This window comes from Pantoea sp. GD03673 (assembly GCF_029844725.1).
Classification (GTDB): Bacteria; Pseudomonadota; Gammaproteobacteria; order Enterobacterales; family Enterobacteriaceae; genus Pantoea.
On record NZ_JAOCKJ010000005.1, the window covers coordinates 14,669 to 32,491 of the forward strand.

Genomic DNA, 17,823 nt, shown 5'->3' on the forward strand with positions numbered 1-17,823 from the left:
GTAGCGTCTCCACTTACCGAAGTCAGTGGTTCAGCCTCGACCCGTTTGCTGTAAATCAGCTATTCAGCCGGGAGTCAGGCATCCATCAACGAGTGGTGCTTGTTGTGGTCGTGGTTGTTGTACCGGTATTTGCACCGTCACCACCGCCAGAAGCGGCAATGCCGAGCCCGACCAGCGCGCCAAGTGCGCCAATACCCACAGCAGTGGACGTGCCAGCAGAGATTGCTCCCGCCTGCGCGCCAGCTGCCGTACCTGCTTCACCTGCTTCCTGCGGCGCAGCAAATGCGCTGGAAGAAGCGGCAACGAGGATCAGGGCTGCACCGGCAACCATAGTTTTTTTCATAACAACGTTTCCTGCATTGAGTGAATGAAGGATCTCTGACCGGCGACAAGGGTTAAACAGACAGGCTGCAACCAGAGCGACGGGCAGTCCCATTGCGGGCGCGTTCATTATAGGGCAACAAAATATCAGAGTTCAGTGCCATAAAAACCAGGGCAAATAGCGGGGTGATTGTGTGATTTAATCAGCTTAATTGGGGTTAACTGCTTTTTATATCTGAATTTTTCCGTTTGATGCCCTATATATCGCTGCGCTTAAGGGTAATGCAAAGCGGAATGTTCTTTTTTATTTATATCTGGTACGGAATGGGAATAATCAGAATTTACTCAGGCGGGCTGAAATTAAATATGGCTATAAATCAACGGCTAATCCTGTTGCACGGCTGTTTTCAGATCCATTTTTTACTGGACACCACTGCGTTCTCTCTCCTGATGTTCAGAATTAACTCAGGGTATTTTAAGACTTTTCCCGCGTCTGAGTGAACGACAGAATCGATAATCAGGCCAGCCAGGTATAAAAAGTGACAAAAAAAGGGCGGCAAAGTTGCCGCCCGATGAAATTGACGCCGATTAACGCCAGGATTTATAGCGGTTAATTAAGGCATTAGTGGAACTATCATGAGAGGTAATTTCGTCCTCATTTTCCAGTTCCGGCAGAATACGGTTCGCCAGCTGCTTACCTAATTCCACACCCCACTGATCGAAGGTGAAGATATTCAGGATGGCACCCTGCGTGAAGATTTTGTGCTCGTAAAGGGCAATCAGCGCACCCAGGCTGTAGGGTGTGATCTCGCGCAGAAGAATGGAGTTCGTCGGGCGGTTACCTTCAAACACCTTGAACGGCACGATGTGGGCCACAGATTCGGCAGATTTACCGGCATCGGTAAACTCTTTCTCCACGACGTCGCGTGACTTACCAAACGCCAGCGCTTCGGTCTGCGCAAAGAAGTTAGAGAGCAGCTTCGGATGGTGATCCGCCAGCGCATTATGGGTTACGGCTGGCGCAATAAAGTCACACGGAACCAGTTTTGTACCCTGGTGGATCAGCTGATAAAACGCGTGCTGACCGTTAGTGCCGGGCTCGCCCCAGATGATCGGGCCAGTCTGGTAGTCTACCGGGTGACCGTCGCGATCCACATACTTGCCGTTTGACTCCATATTTCCCTGCTGGAAATAGGCGGCAAAGCGGTGCATGTACTGGTCGTAAGGCAGAATGGCTTCGGTTTCAGCACCAAAGAAGTTGTTGTACCAGATGCCAATCAGTGCCAGCAGCACCGGCAGGTTCTGCTCCGCAGGGGTGGAAGCGAAGTGCTGGTCCATAGCATGTGCGCCGCTCAGCAGCTGCTCAAAATTATCAAAGCCAATCGACAGAATGATCGACAGGCCAATCGCTGACCAGAGTGAATAGCGACCGCCTACCCAGTCCCAGAATTCAAACATATTGTTGGTGTCGATACCGAATTCGCCCACCGCTTTGGCATTGGTCGACAGCGCAGCAAAGTGTTTCGCCACATGCTGCTGATCGCCTGCGGTTTTCAGGAACCAGTCACGCGCGCTGTGGGCGTTGGTCATGGTTTCCTGAGTGGTGAAGGTTTTCGATGCGACCAGGAACAGCGTGGTTTCCGGGCTGAGATCTTTCAGCGTTTCGGCGATGTGGGTGCCGTCAACGTTGGAGACAAAATGCATATTCAGATGGTTTTTGTACGGGCGCAGCGCTTCAGTCACCATAAACGGACCGAGGTCGGAGCCGCCGATACCGATGTTGACCACGTCGGTGATCGTTTTACCGGTATAGCCTTTCCATTCGCCGCTAATGATGCGTTCGGAGAAGCCTTTCATCTTGTCCAGCACCGCGTTGACCTCTGGCATTACATCTTTTCCATCCACCAGAATTGGCGTGTTACTCCGGTTACGCAGTGCGACGTGCAGCACCGCACGCTCTTCTGTGCGGTTAATCTTCTCGCCCGAGAACATGGACTTAATGGCACCGGCGAGATCGGTCTCTTTGGCCAGCGCCTGTAACTTATCAAGGGTTTCCTGGGTGATGCGGTTTTTGGAGAAATCCACCAGCATCTGATCATCAAAGGTGGCAGAGAATTTGGCAAAACGATCGGCATCCTGGGCGAACAGATCGGCGATTTCGACCGATTTCATCTGCTCAAAATGCTGTTGCAGCGCTTTCCAGGCTGCGGTTTGTGTCGGATTGATATTTTTCATGGCAACACTCTTGTTGATATTAAGAACCGTCATTCCATCGGAGGCACATCATGCCCATTTAGCGTTTCAGTATGACCACAGTTCTGACTGAAAGGAAAAATTTTGTCAGCGCGCGCCGCACAGGCGCGCTGAACGCTGCGGTTGATCGCCAGCATTGACTGGTGCGAACAGCCTGCGGGTCACAGAAGTCTCACGGGCCAAAGTGTGACGCGAAAATCTGCGCAAAACGTTGTGCCGTATCAGGGATTGCTGCAAGGGCTGAACCCATTAAGCACTGTAGCTGCTGTGGCGCAGGGCAATTTGTTTTCTGATGCGGCTTCCAGGCCATCGCTGACGTTGACAGCAGGTCCAGAAAAGGCTAGATCTATGCGCCTACTTGCGCACCTGTGTGCAAGCCAGAAGAGGCGCGTCGCCCAGGCAGTGTGTTGGAGGAACCGTATCCGGTGAAAACACATGATGGGGAGCGACGCCGAGGTGGGTCAGCACGCGGTGTGTTGCCTGTCGGCTACAGGGGCTGAATCCTCTGGGTTGTCACCAGAAACGTCTGCAGTCGACGTTTCGCAAGGTGGGGCGCTTCTGGGTGACTCGTCTATCCGATCTGGTCTGCCCGTTTCTGCTCTTTCCTTGTGCCTGGCTGAAAGAATGTTTCTCGACCCTTTCTGCGGCGAGAACAAGATAACCTGACACGAGGTTCTACATGTCTCAAACTCTGATAGTGGCAAAATTCGGCGGCACCAGCGTAGCCGATTTTGAAGCGATGAACCGCAGCGCCGATGTGGTGTTGCAGGACGCCAGCACGCGTCTGGTTGTGCTCTCTGCTTCGGCAGGCATTACTAATCTGCTGGTTGCGCTGGCGGAAGGCCAGCAGGCGACTCAACGCGCTGCTCTGCTTGACGATATCCGCCGTATCCAGTACGCCATTGTCGATCGCCTGCAGCGGCCGGACGTGATCCGCGATGAAATCGATCGCATGATCGACAATATCAGCATGCTCTCAGAAGCAGCTTCACTGGCCACCTCGAATGCCCTGACCGATGAACTGGTCAGCCACGGCGAGCTGATGTCATCACTGCTGTTTGTTGAAATTCTGCGTGAGCGTCAGGTGAATGCGGAGTGGTTCGATGTCCGCAAAGTGATGCGCACCGACGATCATTTTGGCCGTGCCGTCCCGGATGTGCAGGTACTGGCAGAGCAGGCGACAGCGCAGTTACAGCCGCGCATCGCGCAGGCGCTGGTGGTTACGCAGGGCTTCATCGGCAGTGAAAGCGAAGGGCGTACCACCACCTTAGGTCGTGGCGGCAGTGATTACACCGCCGCGCTGCTGGGCGAAGCGCTGAACGCGGCACGCGTGGATATCTGGACGGATGTGCCGGGTATCTATACAACCGATCCACGTGTGGTGCCGACGGCAAAGCGTATTGACGAAATTACCTTTGAAGAAGCCGCTGAAATGGCGACCTTCGGCGCGAAAGTGCTGCATCCGGCGACGCTGCTGCCCGCCGTACGCCGCGGTATTCCGGTCTTCGTCGGTTCCAGCAAGGATCCGGCCGCAGGCGGCACCCGCGTCTGCAACGAAACCCGGAACCCGCCGCTGTTCCGGGCGCTGGCGCTGCGCCGTAAGCAGACACTGCTAACGCTGCACAGCCTTAACATGCTGCATACGTTTGGCTTCCTCGCCGAGCTGTTCAACATTCTGGCGCGTCATAACGTCTCCGTTGACCTGATTACCACCTCTGAAGTGAGCGTGGCGCTGACACTGGATACCACCGGTTCAACCTCAACCAGCGCCAGTCTGCTGACGCAGGCTTTGCTGACTGAACTCTCGTCGCTGTGCCGGGTGGAAGTGGAGGAAGATCTGGCGCTGGTGGCGATTATCGGCAATGAGCTGTCAAAAGCCTGCGGTGTTGGCAAAGAGGTGTTTGGTGTGCTCGACCCGTTCAACCTGCGGATGATTTGCTATGGTGCCAGCAGTTACAATCTCTGCTTCCTGGTGCCGGGCAACGATGCTGAGAGCGTAGTGCGCACGCTGCATCGCAATCTGTTCGAGTAACTGCCTCTGCTGTTCAGGCCGCCTCTGCGCGGCCTGAACAGCGGTAAAACGGGTGGTTTGATCTACCGCAGTTTAGCGGGAAAAGCAGCGTAATTTCGCCATTAATCAGCCGATCTGCAGCAGTCGATCCGCATTTTGCCGCCGTATCCCATCTTCGCCTTACGCCATGATAATGAAATGTTATGATCCTGAGCGCGTTACGGCAGTCGTTCCTGCCTGGCGTATCTCTATGGCAAATCTGCAAAAAACATAACATTCTTATAAGGAAGTCTGGCTATGCTCGCCACGTTAACCCGCCTGTTCCCGCTATGGGCCGTGCTGCTGTCTGTTGCCGCGTATTACTCTCCGGGTACCTTTCTCGGCATCGGGCCGTGGGTCACGTATCTGCTGATGCTGATTATGTTCGGCATGGGTGTGACCCTGAATATCGACGATTTTAAACGGGTACTGACCCGGCCTGCACCGGTGATTGCCGGTACCTTTCTGCACTATCTGGTAATGCCGTTAGCCGCCTGGGGGCTGGCAAAACTGTTTCATATGCCGCCTGACCTGGCTGCCGGTATGATTCTGGTCGGCTCAGTTGCCAGCGGCACCGCCAGCAACGTCATGATCTATCTGGCGAAAGGGGATGTGGCGCTGTCGGTGACGATCTCGTCAGTCTCCGCGCTGGTGGGTGTATTCGCCACGCCGCTGTTAACCCGTTTTTACGTGGATACCCACATTCAGGTTGATGTGGTCGGTATGCTGCTGAGTATCGTGAAGATCGTGGTGATCCCCATCAGCCTCGGGTTGATCATTCACCACAGCATGAACAGTGTGGTTCGCCGGGTTGAACCCTGGCTGCCTGCATTTTCGATGGTCTGCATTCTGCTGATCATCAGCGCGGTGGTGGCGGGCAGTCAGGGCTTTATCGGATCGGTGGGCCTGATGGTGATCGCGGCGGTGATCCTGCATAACGCGATTGGCCTGCTTGGCGGCTACTGGGGCGGCAAGCTGTTTGGCTTCGATGAGTCAACCTGCCGCACGCTGGCGCTGGAAGTGGGCATGCAGAACTCCGGGCTGGCGGCAACGCTGGGCAAACTCTACTTCTCACCGCTGGCGGCATTGCCGGGCGCGCTGTTCTCGGTGTGGCACAACCTGTCAGGTTCACTGCTGGCGGGTTACTGGTCAGGGAAGCCGATTAAGAAGAAGTAATCCTGCAGGCGCATCATTGCGATGCGCCGCGTCTCAATGCTGTTGCGCTGGCTGATCGCAGTACCGGCGCAACAGGCTATTCACACCTCTTATTCATAGTCACGTTCATCGTCGGGCTGTTCCAGCACGGTATAGGCGACGCTGCAGAACAGAGAATTCAGGCGCTTCATATCGCCGAGCAGACCGAGGTGCAGCGAACTGGTTTCAATGCTCTGCACGTTCTGCTGATGCAGGCGGTCAACGTGGGCGTGAGAGTAGCGGCGAATCATCAGGCGGAAGCGATGCTTAGCGCGGCGCAGACGTCTGGCGCTGGTCACATCGTGTGACAGAAACACCGACAGACTCATTCTGAGGTTGGCGATCAACAGCTCCTGCAGCCCCTCCAGCTCTTTTAATCCCTCAGCAGAAAAGGCACGGCCCGCTGCCAGCGACTTGTCAGCAACATCGCCGCTCATCCGCTCAATAATGTCACCGGCCTGCTCCAGATTAAGCGACATCTCAATGATTTCGCCCCAGCGGCGCGAATCTTCTTCGGGCAGGTCCTCTTTTGGCATTCGCGCCAGATAAAGTTTGATGGCGGTGTAGAGCACATCGACATCATCATCCAGCCGCCGCACCGTGCGCTCCTCGCGTGATTCACCATGCACGACTTTATTGAACGCCTCCAGCATCTGCTCCAGCACGTCCCCCATGCGCAGCGCTTCACGGGCGGCATTCACCAGCGCCAGCGCCGGGGTATCCAGTGCGCTGCGATCGAGGTGCTTCGGCTTGAGCTGCAGCGCGTTGTCTACGTCGTCGGCAATGATACGACGACAGAGGCGTGCCATCAGGTCAGCAAAGGGCACCATCGCTACGCAGCGGATGAGGTTGTAAAACACATGGAAGAAAATCACTAACTCTTCATCGTTGACCGGCAGCTTATCGAGCCACGTCGCCATTATGTCGACAAACGGCAGAATCAGTACGCAGCCGATGAACTTGAACAGCAGGCTGCCGAGCGCCACGCGTTTACCCGCGGCGTTCGAGCCGCTGGCGTTGATCATCGCCAGCAGACCGCTGCCGAGATTGGCCCCGATGACCAGGCAGAGCGCGACCTTGAACGAAATGACGCCGGTGGCGGTAAGTGTCGCGGTGATCAGCACTGCGGCCAGACTGGAGTAACTGATAATGGCGAACACCGCGCCCAGCAGCGCATCAAGCATAACGTCGCCGGTCAGGCTGGAGAAGAGCACCTGCACACCGGCGGCCTGGGTGATAGGACGCGCCGCTTCGACAATCAGCTGTAAGGCCAGCAGTATCAGCCCCAGGCCAATGCTGGCGCGGCCTAACTGACCGGCGCGGGTCTGCTTGCGGCTGAGGAAGAACACCACGCCAAAAAAGATAAACAGCGGTGAAAGCCAGGAGAGATCAAAGGTCAGAATACGCGCCATGATGGCGGTGCCGACATCCGCGCCCAGAATCACCACCAGCGCGGGCGTCAGGCTGACCAGATTCTGTGCCACAAAAGAGGTCACCAGCAACGTCGTGGCGTTACTGCTCTGTACCAGCGTGGTCACACCGATACCCGCCAGAAACGCCATCGGTTTTTTTTCTATGCTCCGGCTCAGCACGCGGCGCAGATCGGCACCATAGACCCGCATGATGCCGGTTCGCACGATATGCGTGCCCCAGACCAGCAGGGCCACTGCGGAGAGTAGGTTAAGCAGGGTTAACACGGGGTGTCGCTCCTCGTTTGTCAGGCTTCAAACAGCACAGACTGCCAGCCTGACAGCGAGAGCAATCTGTAGAGGGGATTGCCGTGCTATGCGTGATTTTTTCCTGTGTTTTAAGCAACCTGGCGCAAAGTCGACATCGCTAATTGTAGACCAATCTTTCTGCCAGCGGGATGCAAATCCGCCGCCGATCGGTTAAGCACATCCACTGAAAGCTCCACGTCATGTGCCCGGATACGGTAGCGGATCACGTTGCCCAGCAGGCTGTGGCTGAGGATTTCTGCAGGAATGCCCTGGCCCGGCGCGGTGAACAGCATCGATTCAGGACGAATGGCCACCTGGCTGTTGAAAGGCTGGCCGGTCAGTCGCGTTGCCTGCTCCGCGCTCAGCAGGTTGTAGTTGCCGATAAATCCGGCCGCAAAGAGATCGACCGGCTGAGTATAGAGCGCTTCGGCATCGCCATTCTGCACAATTTTGCCCCGGTTCATCAGCACGATACGATCGGAGAGCGTCAGCGCCTCCTCCTGATCGTGGGTGACGAAAAGGGTGGTAAGGTTCAGCTCGCGCTGGATGCGCCGGATTTGATCGCGCAGATGGCGACGGATACGCGCATCCAGCGCAGACAGCGGTTCATCCAGCAGCAGCAGACGCGGGCGCGTCACCAGCGAACGCGCCAGCGCCACGCGCTGACACTGCCCGCCCGACAGCTGATGCGGATAACGTCGCGCATAGTCACTGAGTTCGACCAGTTCCAGTACCTCCATCACCCGCTGACGGATCTGCGCGTCGGGCAGTTTCTGCATCTTCAGGCCAAACGCGACGTTTTTCTCCACCGTCATGTTGGGAAACAGCGCATAGCTCTGAAACACCATTCCGATGGCGCGTTTCTGCGGAGCCAGCGGCACGATATCCTGGCCCTCCAGCCTGATTTCGCCGCTGTCGACGCCGGTTAAGCCCGCCAGACAGCGCAGCAGCGTCGATTTACCGCAGCCGCTGGGGCCGAGCAGGGTAACAAACTCTCCTTCAGCGGCGCTGAAATCGATCTGCTCGAAAATGGGCGTCGGTCCATAGGACTTGTTCAGCGCTTTAACGTCAAGGTAACTCATATTCAGCCTCGCTCGGGATTCAGGACATTGGCCAGCCAGGTGACCAGCAGCACCACAAAGAAGTAGGAGATCACCAGCGCGCTGGTGAAGTGGCCGCTGCCGTTGCGCATGTTGAAGAGGTAGACCTGCAGGGTTTCATAACGGTTGCCGACCAGCAGGTTAGCGAAGACAAATTCGCCAATCAGAAAGGAGAATGAGAGCAGCACGGCAATCAGCATCCCTTTACGCAGGTTGGGCAGCACGACCCACAGCGCCGCCTGCCAGGTGCTGGCCCCCAGTAACTGCGCAGCATCAATCAGCTCTTTGAGGTTGATCGCCTGCATATTGTTCGCCAGCGCCCGATAGATAAAGGGCAACGCGATGGTGAAATAGCAGCCGATTAATATCCACGGCGTGCCGGTCAGCATCAGCGGTGAGGAAGAGTAGAGTTGCAGCAATCCCACCGAGGAAACCACCGGCGGCACGGCGAAAGGCATCAGGATCAGAATGTTCATCACTGAATCCAGCCGGGGAAAATAGTAAGCGATTACAAACATGGCAGGCAGCACCAGCAGCAGCGAGAACAGCAGCGCACCAAAGCAAATCAGCAGCGAATGGCCCAGCGCCGTCAGAAAACGCGGGTCGCTCCAGAGCTGGATGAACCACTTCAGGCTATAGCCCTGCGGCAGGATGGTGTTACTCCAGTCGGACGAGATCGCATAGAGCAGCGTGGCCAGCAAAGGCAGCGCCAGCAGGGTAAAGAGTAACCCGACGATGATCCGATGATAAAGGTGCTCAGCTCGTGACATGACGGCTCCTTTCATGGCTGTTTCGCATTGAGATAGCTGCGGCGCACCAGATACTGCTGCACCAGGGTGATCAGCGCCATGATTGCCACCAGGAGCATCGCCAGTGCGCTGCCGGTGTTGGGATCGAGCGAGATATCACCGGAGACCAGCGCGGCGATGCGCACCGGCACCACGTTGAAATTGCCGGTGGTCAGCGCGTAAATCGTGGCGTAAGCCCCCAGCGCATTTGCCAGCAGAATGACAAAGGTGCCGAGCAGCGCCGGAAACAGAATGGGCAGGCCGATGTGCCACCAGTAGCGCCAGCGGCTGGCACCCAGCAGCGCAGCGGACTCCTGCCACTCTTTTTTCAGGCCGTCAAACGCCGGGTAGAGCAGCAGCACGCCCAGCGGGATCTGGAACCAGGTGTAAACCAGCACCATGCCGTTACGTGAGAAGAGTCTGAAGCTCTCAATCACACCATAATGGCGGAGCAGCAGTGTCAGGCAGCCGTTCAGCCCCAGCAGAATGACGAAGGCAAACGCCAGCGGGACACCGGCAAAGTTGCTGGTCATGTTGGTAAAGGAGATAAGGAAGCGCTGCAGTCGCCCGCCGCCGAGCTGATGCAGCGAATAGCCGGTGATGAGCGCAATCAGTAATCCCCAGACGCTGGACCAGAGCGAAATATCCAGCGAGAAGCGAAACGCCTGCTGATAGAAAGGCGAGGTAAGAATGTCCTGATAGTTATCCCAGCCCCACTGGCTGTTCATCTCACTCCAGAAGCTGTTAATGGCGATCCACAACAGCGGTGCCAGCTGAAAGGCGACCCAGAATAAAGTGAAAGGTAACAGCAGCAGCAGCGCGAAGCCTTTTCCCTTCATCTTTGCGACTCCGCCAGCAGCCCGCGACAGACCGGCTTGTCATGGGCGACTTCGAGCAGTTCACACAGCGTGCCGCACAGGTCGGTCTGTTGTGGGGCAAGGTCAGGCTGCAGCGAGAACGCGTGGCCAAAAACGAACAGCGGTACCGTGGTCTCCTCCGGCAGAATCCCGCCGTGGGAGCGATCGTCATTCATGCCGTGATCGGCCGTGACCATCACCTGGTAGCCTTCGGCCAGCCACCGTGGCATCCACTGCGACAGCAGGCCGTCGGCGATGCGGGCCCGGTTGCGGTACTGCGGCGAGGAGAGCCCTGATTTATGCCCGGCATCGTCAATGTTCATCGGGTGAATCAGCAGAAAATCGGGATCGTGACGCAGCCGCAGGCTTTCTGCATCTTCAAACAGATGCGAGTCGGGATAGCTATCATCAGAGTAAAAATGTCCGAACTGAATGGGCAGGTCCGGCGCGTCAGTGTGACGATCGCGCGCCGGAACGAACGGTGTGCGGTTATAAAGTTCACTCACCCAGTGGTAGGCCGCTGCCGCCGTGGTCAGCCCCGCCGCACGCGCAAAGTGAAACACGCTGCGCTCGCGGCTTAACCGGCTGACGCCATTATGAATAATGCCGCTTCTGACCGGCGGAATCCCGGTCAGGATGCACTCATAAAGCGGGCGCGACAGTGACGGTAATTCACAGGTCATACGGTAATAGAATCCGTTGCCCTGCGAACATTCGGCATGCAGGTAACCCATTGCATGTTGTGCGACCTGATTGCTCAGCCCGTCCAGTACCACCAGGATGGTCTTCATTCCGTTCTCCCTGCCGCGAATTACTGCTGCATATTGATGATGACGTTTTCCTGCCACAGGCGCGGCAGCATTTTCGACGATTTATCCCAGGCAGCCTGATCCTTAACCGGACGGGCATTTTTATATTCTGATTGCGGCAGCAGGCGGGCCTGCACGTCCGCTGGCAGCGTCAGATGCTCGGCACGAATCGGACGGGCATAGCCTTTCGCCAGATTGAACTGCCCCTGGTCTGAGAAGATATATTCGCGCGTCAGTTTGGCGGCGTTAGGGTGTTTCGCGTATTTGTTGATGAGGGTGGTGTAGCCAGAGGTCACTGATCCATCAGACGGAATCACCACCTCATAGCGATTTTTGTCAATCTGGTCACGGTAGTTAAGGGCGTTAAAGTCCCAAACCACCGCCATCTGCACTTCGCCTTTTTCGATGTTGGCAATCACCGGATCGGTCACACCAAGACGCCCCTGTTTTGCCAGATCGGCAAAGAAAGCCAGCGCCGGTTTCAGGCTCTTTTCATCGCCGCCCAGGGCGTAGTTTGCAGCCAGTACGCCGTTAGCCGCCTGAGCTGCCACGCCGACGTCACCGATAGTAACCACATACTTACCTTTCTTCAGATCGGCCCAGCTGTGGGGGATATCTTTAACCTGTTGCTTGTCGATCAGAAAGGCGATAGTGCCGGTATAGGCCAGCGCCCAGTGACCATCTTTATCTTTAGCCCAGGCCGGAATCTGGTCCCAGTGTGTGGGTTTATAGGGCTGGGTTATCCCTTTGGCGACGGCGATCGGGCCAAAGGCAGCACCCACGTCACCTATGTCAGCGCTGGCGTTCTCTTTCTCTGCATCGAATTTCGCCAGCTCCTGCGCCGATGACATATCGGTGTCGCTGTGCCTGAGGCCATATTTGCTGCTGATGTCGTTCCAGGTATCTTTCCAGTTGGCCCAGCTGTCCGGCATCCCGACGCTGTTGACCTGACCTTCACTGCGTGCGGCTTTTTCCAGCGCCGCAAGGTCATTATCGGCGGCCTGCGCAACGGGCAGGGTGAGCACTACAGCACTGGCTACTACAGAGGCGATAAACGCTTTCATCTCAGTTGCTCCGGGTGTAAGTTGATGGGCCTGACTGGTCTAGTCCAGCAAGAACCGAGCCAATGTAGCCCCTGTATATGAACGATTTATGACAGAGCGGCGCTGTGCGGGGGACGGACGGCAAGAGTTGTGACCCGTTCGCCCATCACAGGCGTGTTTACCTGAACAGCAAGAGTGCGGAGTCGCACCAAAATGAGGCTACTGTTGTGGCGTTGACAGCACTCAAAACAGCGGATGTGATTGCCAGCGCACTGCTGACGCGCATTCAGACCGGTGAGTTCAACAGTGGACGCCTGCCGGCGGAGCGTGCCTTAAGTGAGGCCTTCAGCACTACCCGGATTACCCTGCGGGAAGCGCTGGGCAAGCTGGAAGCCCAGGGGATGATCTACCGGGAACTGCGTCGCGGCTGGTTTATCGCGCCGCCGCGCCTGATCTACAATCCCCTGCATCACAGCCACTTTCATGCCATGGCCTCGGCGCAGGGGCGTCAGGCCACAACGGAAGTTATCGCCGCTGAGCAGGTCGCAGCACACGACAGCGTGGCGACGGCGCTGCGGCTGACGCCAGGTTCGGTGGTTTACTGTATCCGCCGCCTGCGGCGCATTGATGGGCGTGCAGTGCTCTATGTTGAACACTACCTCAACCCGCGTTTTTTCCCCGGCCTGCTTGATGAAGATCTGACCCGTTCCCTGACCGATCTCTATGACCAGCGCTACGGCATTCGCTATGGCGGCGCGCGCTTCACGATTCTGCCCGGTCCGTTGCCGGAGGTTGCCGCACCTGCGCTGAATGTGGCTCCGGGCAGTCCCGGCCTGCTGATAACCCGCATCAACCGTAATCAGCAAAAAGAGGTGATTGACTGCGACTGTGAATACTGGCGTTACGATGCGCTCTGTGTGGATGTGGAGGCATAGGGAGTTATTGTGATTTACATCACACTCACGCATGATATTGCGCGCTGATAACCCCTTTTTAAAGGCGCAACATGAGTGACAAAAATCCTTTTGCCCGCCACCTTGCAACGGTCTTGCAGTGGGTGCTGAATCTGGGACTGCTGAGCCTGGCGATCATCCTGATCGTCTTTTTAGGCAAAGAGACGATTCATCTGGCAAACGTACTGTTTAATACCGGCGAGCAGGCATCGTCTTATCTGCTGATTGAGGGAATTGTTATCTATTTCCTCTATTTCGAATTTATTGCTCTGATTGTTAAGTACTTTCAGTCGGGCTATCACTTTCCGCTGCGCTACTTTGTCTATATCGGTATTACGGCGATTATCCGCCTGATTATCGTCGACCATAAAAATCCCTTCGATACCCTCTGCTATTCTGCGGCGATTCTGATTCTGGTCATCACGCTGTGGCTGGCAAACAGCAACCGGCTGAAGCGCGAGTAATCTCCCTGCCGTCTGTCACGACGGCAGGTGTTCGCATCGTCTCTCTGCGCTAAACTAACGGCCTGAAAATTATCGGGAGTGGTGCCATGTCGCAAGACGCACTCAGCTTATTACGTTCGCTTAACTGGCTTTCTCCGTCGCAGGCAACCCTTGCGCCGCCCTTGCTCGACTGGCTGATGGAAGAAGATTCAATGACACGCCGTTTTGAGCAGCACTGTCAGCGAGTCACGGTTCAGCCGCTGCGTGAAGGCTTTATCGACGCCAGCGAGTTAGGTGAGGAAAGAGCCTTGTTGCCAGATGATGAACGATTCTGGCTGCGTGAAGTGCTGCTGTTCGGCGACGATCAGCTCTGGCTGGCGGGCCGCACACTGGTGCCGGAAAGCACCCTGAAGGGGCCGGAGGCGATGCTGCAACAGCTGGGCACCCGTCCTCTGGGCCGTTATCTGTTCTCATCGTCAACGCTGACCCGCGACTTTATCGAGCCGGGGCAGGTGGAGGGACTGTGGGGACGGCGTTCACGCCTGCGTCTTTCCGGCAAACCGCTGCTGCTGACTGAACTGTTTTTACCGGCATCGCCGCTTTATCGCGATCTGGTCTGAGGATTTTGTGGTGCAAACGAGCTTAAAAATGAATAAATGGCACGCCTACGCTCGCCTGATGCGTATCGATAAACCGATTGGTACGCTGCTGCTGATGTGGCCTACGCTCTGGGCATTATGGCTGGCTGACAGGGCGATTCCGCCGCTGCCGGTGCTGGCGGTATTTGTTGCCGGTGTGTTTGTGATGCGTGCAGCCGGTTGTGTCATCAACGACTACGCCGACCGCAAAGTGGATGGTCATGTGGAGCGTACGAAGCACCGGCCACTGGCCAGCGGTGCCGTAAGCGCAAAAGAGGCTAAGCTGCTGTTTGTGATGCTGGCACTGGTGGCGTTTGTGCTGGTGCTGACCATGAACCTGATGACGATTATGCTCTCCGTCGTGGGGCTGGCGCTGGCCTGGGTTTATCCCTTCATGAAACGCTATACCCACCTGCCGCAGGTAGTGCTGGGTGCCGCGTTTGGCTGGGCAATTCCCATGGCCTGGTCTGCGGTTAGTGAGTCCTTACCTCTGGTCTGCTGGCTGGTATTCATCGCTAACATCTGCTGGACGGTTGCTTACGACACCCAGTATGCGATGGTCGACAGGGATGATGATCTGAAGATTGGTGTGAAGTCGACCGCGATTTTATTTGGCCGTTTCGACAAGCTGATCATTGGTCTGCTGCAGCTGGCGACGCTGCTGCTGATGGCGCTGGTGGGAATCATGCTGCACCTGAACAGCGCCTTCTACTGGACGCTGCTGCTGGCGGCCGCGCTGTTTGTTTATCAGCAGAAGCTGATCGCCGGACGCGAGCGCCAGCCCTGTTTCCAGGCTTTCCTGAATAACAACTATGTCGGGATGGTGCTGTTCCTTGGCATTTTAATGAATACGCCGCCGTTCACTCAGCTGTTCTGACTGGAAAGGCAGCCTGTCATAGCGGGAAGACCGTGCCTGCGCAGGGGACAGGGCCAGATCGGAAAGACGCAAAAGCTGTCATCCATGACGGCTCGGCCCGCGCCGTCCCTGGCGCGGGACGCTTTCCTCCTCTGCCCCTGTCCCCTGCGCATCAGGTTCTTCGTTGCTGTAAGAAGCCTGCCAGACAGCCCTGTGCGGCATAAAAAAGGCGACCCTAAGGTCGCCTTTTTTGCTTTACGCGAGTATCAGTCGTGCGCCACCGCGGTTTCAATCGTCATACGAACATCGCTGGTCACCAGGTCAGCCAGGATGTGCCAGGTTGCCTGGGTCTGCGCAACATCCGCATCACCGCTGTCACTGATATAGCCCTCATCGCGCAGCGTCAGTACCAGTGAGGTAAAGACCGCTTTGTCGAAGAACTCCGGGGCATTGATGCCGTGCAGCACCGACAGACGTTGTGCCAGCGTGCGGCTCTCTTTCTCCAGCGTGCCACGGTTAATCGTTGGCTTGGCGCTGAGGATGGAGAAGGTAATGGCATAACGCTGCAGCGTTTCACGCACACCGGCGGCCAGCAGTTGCAGCGTGCGATAGCGCGCCGCGGTAAAGCGCAGTTCACCGGCTTCAAGCGTAATCAGACCCTGACGCGCCAGCTCCTGACTCAGTTCAGTCAGCAGTTGTGGCAGCTCATCGGTCTGCCAGCGCAGGAACAGTTCGCTCTTCAGCATCGGGTAGATCAGGCTAACCTGGCGCAGCAGTTCCGCTTCGGTCAGTGTCTGATGCTGCTGAACAATGGCGGCAATCAGCGACGGCATCACCAGCATGTGATGAATGTTGTTGCGATAGTAGGTCATCAGTACGGCCTGCTCACGCGGCAGAATGATGATGTCGCCAATACTGTCCTTTTCACTCTCGAACTTATTCATACCCATGGCGTGATCCAGCAGCGCTTCTGCGGAGAGCTCGGGTACGGTCGCATTTGGCGAGTAAGGGACATTGCGCAGTAGCTGGGTATAGCACGCCAGCTGTTCAATCAGCTGTTCACGGGTTAGTGAGCGCTGACGTGACGCAAGTAAAGCGGTGACACAAAGGTTCATGGCGTTAGCGGCACCCGCTTCATTGATACGCACCATCAGGCTGGCTGCGATATCATTGACGGTCGGTGTTAACCAGCTCGGACGCTGCGGCTCAATGGGATCAATCGCGTCGCGCCATTCCGGCACACGCTTGTTGAGATAGTTGACCAGCGGCAGCGGTTCGCCAAAGTTAACGTAACCCTGACCGAGATTGCGCAGCTTGCGTAAGCCGCGCACCATCTGCATGAAGCCCTCTTTCTCTTTCGCCGCGCCGCGCAGCTCTTTGGCGTAAGTACCCACTTCCATCACGTGCTCATAGCCGATGTAGATCGGCACCAGGGTGATTGGGCGATTACCGCCGCGCAGCATTGCCTGCAGCGTCATGGCTAAGGTGCCGGTTTTCGGGTCCAGCAGGCGACCGGTACGTGAACGGCCACCTTCGACAAAGTACTCAACCGAATAACCCCGGGTGAACAGCTCGCCGAGATATTCGCGGAATACCGTGGCGTAGAGCTTGTTGCCCTTAAAGGTACGACGAATAAAGAAAGCGCCCAGACGACGGAAAATCGGCCCGGCTGGCCAGAAGTTAAGGTTGATACCGGCAGCGATGTGCGGCGGCACCAGACCCTGATGATACAGCACGTAGGAGAGCAGCAGATAATCCATGTGGCTGCGATGACACGGCACATAAACAATCTCGTGGCCATCCTGCGCCAGCTGGCGCACTTTTTCGCCGCCATTGACGTTAATGCCCTGATAGAGACGGCTCCAGAGCCAGCCCATTACGCGGTCAGTGACGCGAATTGCTTCGTAGGAGAAGTTGGCGGCAATCTCTTCCATCATCTCGACAGCATTCTGCTGCGCTTTTTCATGGGAGATTTTTTTGCTGCGTGCTTCATCTTCGACTGCTTTTTCAATCGCTTTGGATTGCAGCAGACGATTAAACAGATCCTGACGCGCCGGTAAACGCGGGCCAATCGCCGCCAGCCGCTGACGGGCAAAATGGATGCGCGCCACCCGCGCCAGTTTCTGCGCGATCGACTTATCCGTACCGTGTTCCGTCGCCATGCGGCGCAGCGACACGGTCGGCGAGAAGCGGACAAAACTGTCACGCCCGTGCCAGATCACCGCAAAGAACTTCTGCACCCCGTTCAGCACCCGCAGGTGTGGCGTGGCTTCGCCCTGGACTTCTCGCCCCGGTGCGCGGCCGAACATCACGGTGACCGGCAGCATCTGAATATCCAGCGTGGGATTATTGCGATGCAGGTCGAGGTAGTCGTGAAAGATTTTCACGGATTCTACGCTGGGCACAAAGTAGGGGAATACGCGTGGGCCATCGTGGATAAATACGTGGCGCGGCAGCAGTGAACCATCAATCTCCAGCGGAGAAAGTGGATCAGGCAGATGATGCCGCAGACACTGCGCACGTAAAGTCAGTAAGTCGGCCTTCGAATCGTAAGGCAAAACATACATAATAGGTCGGGTCGGATCCAGACCATGTTCAGACACGGGATCGGCCGGAATGGCCTTACTTTTTACCAAAAACGACAGTGGTAAATTAAGCAATTTATAATAGAGTTTACGCCAACCTGACATAGACAACATGAAGCCTCTTGTTAGCAAAGCGCCGCAAGCATACCAGAAAGTGCAGCGAAGATCTGTGGTGGTGCCAATTGCACGCAGCCCAGACATTGACGTCAATCCGA

General features: G+C 56.5%; 15 protein-coding genes and 1 riboswitch. Of the genes, 6 read left to right on the top strand and 9 right to left on the bottom strand.

The features are described 5' to 3' along the window. Positions 1-85: 85 nt before the first annotated feature. Positions 86-343, bottom strand: a complete 258-nt coding sequence (gene yjbE, locus N5J69_RS10480; RefSeq protein WP_013359757.1) for an exopolysaccharide production protein YjbE — start codon at positions 341-343, stop codon at positions 86-88. Positions 344-909: 566 nt separating this feature from the next. Further along, positions 910-2,556, bottom strand: coding sequence for a glucose-6-phosphate isomerase (gene pgi, locus N5J69_RS10485; RefSeq protein ID WP_279770142.1), 1,647 nt, complete (start codon positions 2,554-2,556; stop codon positions 910-912). A gap of 391 nt (positions 2,557-2,947) precedes the next feature. Next, positions 2,948-3,140: riboswitch (Lysine riboswitch) on the top strand. Positions 3,141-3,253: 113 nt separating this feature from the next. Here pgi and lysC point away from each other — a divergent pair. Further along, on the top strand, positions 3,254-4,606 hold the full coding sequence (lysC, locus tag N5J69_RS10490) for a lysine-sensitive aspartokinase 3 (RefSeq protein ID WP_279770144.1): 1,353 nt from the start codon (positions 3,254-3,256) through the stop codon (positions 4,604-4,606). 276 nt (positions 4,607-4,882) lie between these two features. After that, on the top strand, positions 4,883-5,800 hold the full coding sequence (gene panS / locus N5J69_RS10495; protein ID WP_003855809.1) for a ketopantoate/pantoate/pantothenate transporter PanS: 918 nt from the start codon (positions 4,883-4,885) through the stop codon (positions 5,798-5,800). An 89-nt stretch (positions 5,801-5,889) separates the two neighbouring features. Here the strand turns inward: panS and N5J69_RS10500 are convergent, their stop codons facing one another. From N5J69_RS10500 to N5J69_RS10525, 6 genes are all read right to left on the bottom strand, one after another. Continuing rightward, complete coding sequence (locus tag N5J69_RS10500) at positions 5,890-7,515, bottom strand: Na/Pi cotransporter family protein (protein ID WP_279770146.1); 1,626 nt, start codon at positions 7,513-7,515, stop codon at positions 5,890-5,892. 110 nt (positions 7,516-7,625) lie between these two features. Continuing rightward, on the bottom strand, positions 7,626-8,618 hold the full coding sequence (locus N5J69_RS10505; RefSeq protein WP_279770148.1) for an ABC transporter ATP-binding protein: 993 nt from the start codon (positions 8,616-8,618) through the stop codon (positions 7,626-7,628). Positions 8,619-8,620: 2 nt separating this feature from the next. Next, on the bottom strand, positions 8,621-9,406 hold the full coding sequence (locus N5J69_RS10510; protein WP_279770150.1) for an ABC transporter permease: 786 nt from the start codon (positions 9,404-9,406) through the stop codon (positions 8,621-8,623). Positions 9,407-9,417: 11 nt separating this feature from the next. Further along, entirely contained in the window at positions 9,418-10,263 is an 846-nt protein-coding gene (locus N5J69_RS10515) for an ABC transporter permease subunit (RefSeq protein WP_279770152.1), read from the bottom strand. After that, positions 10,260-11,072, bottom strand: coding sequence for an alkaline phosphatase family protein (locus N5J69_RS10520; protein WP_279770154.1), 813 nt, complete (start codon positions 11,070-11,072; stop codon positions 10,260-10,262). Before N5J69_RS10520 ends, N5J69_RS10515 begins: the two co-directional genes overlap by 4 nt. A 20-nt stretch (positions 11,073-11,092) precedes the next feature. Continuing rightward, positions 11,093-12,154 carry an extracellular solute-binding protein gene (locus N5J69_RS10525; protein ID WP_279770155.1) on the bottom strand — a complete coding sequence of 354 codons (1,062 nt, stop codon included), beginning with the start codon at positions 12,152-12,154 and terminating at the stop codon, positions 11,093-11,095. A 206-nt stretch (positions 12,155-12,360) separates the two neighbouring features. On the opposite strand from N5J69_RS10525, the gene N5J69_RS10530 reads away from it, so the two are divergent. The 4 genes from N5J69_RS10530 (at position 12,361) to ubiA (ending at position 15,044) form a co-directional block, all read left to right on the top strand. Further along, positions 12,361-13,068, top strand: coding sequence for a UTRA domain-containing protein (locus N5J69_RS10530; protein ID WP_279770157.1), 708 nt, complete (start codon positions 12,361-12,363; stop codon positions 13,066-13,068). Between the two features lie 71 nt (positions 13,069-13,139). Beyond that, positions 13,140-13,550 carry a phosphate-starvation-inducible protein PsiE gene (psiE, locus tag N5J69_RS10535; RefSeq protein ID WP_279770159.1) on the top strand — a complete coding sequence of 137 codons (411 nt, stop codon included), beginning with the start codon at positions 13,140-13,142 and terminating at the stop codon, positions 13,548-13,550. Between the two features lie 86 nt (positions 13,551-13,636). Next, entirely contained in the window at positions 13,637-14,149 is a 513-nt protein-coding gene (ubiC, locus tag N5J69_RS10540) for a chorismate lyase (protein WP_279770161.1), read from the top strand. Positions 14,150-14,177: 28 nt separating this feature from the next. Continuing rightward, a complete protein-coding gene (ubiA, locus tag N5J69_RS10545; RefSeq protein ID WP_279770163.1) occupies positions 14,178-15,044 on the top strand; it encodes a 4-hydroxybenzoate octaprenyltransferase in 867 nt (288 codons plus the stop codon). Between the two features lie 245 nt (positions 15,045-15,289). Here the strand turns inward: ubiA and plsB are convergent, their stop codons facing one another. Further along, positions 15,290-17,713, bottom strand: coding sequence for a glycerol-3-phosphate 1-O-acyltransferase PlsB (gene plsB, locus N5J69_RS10550; protein ID WP_279770654.1), 2,424 nt, complete (start codon positions 17,711-17,713; stop codon positions 15,290-15,292). Positions 17,714-17,823: the final 110 nt, after the last annotated feature.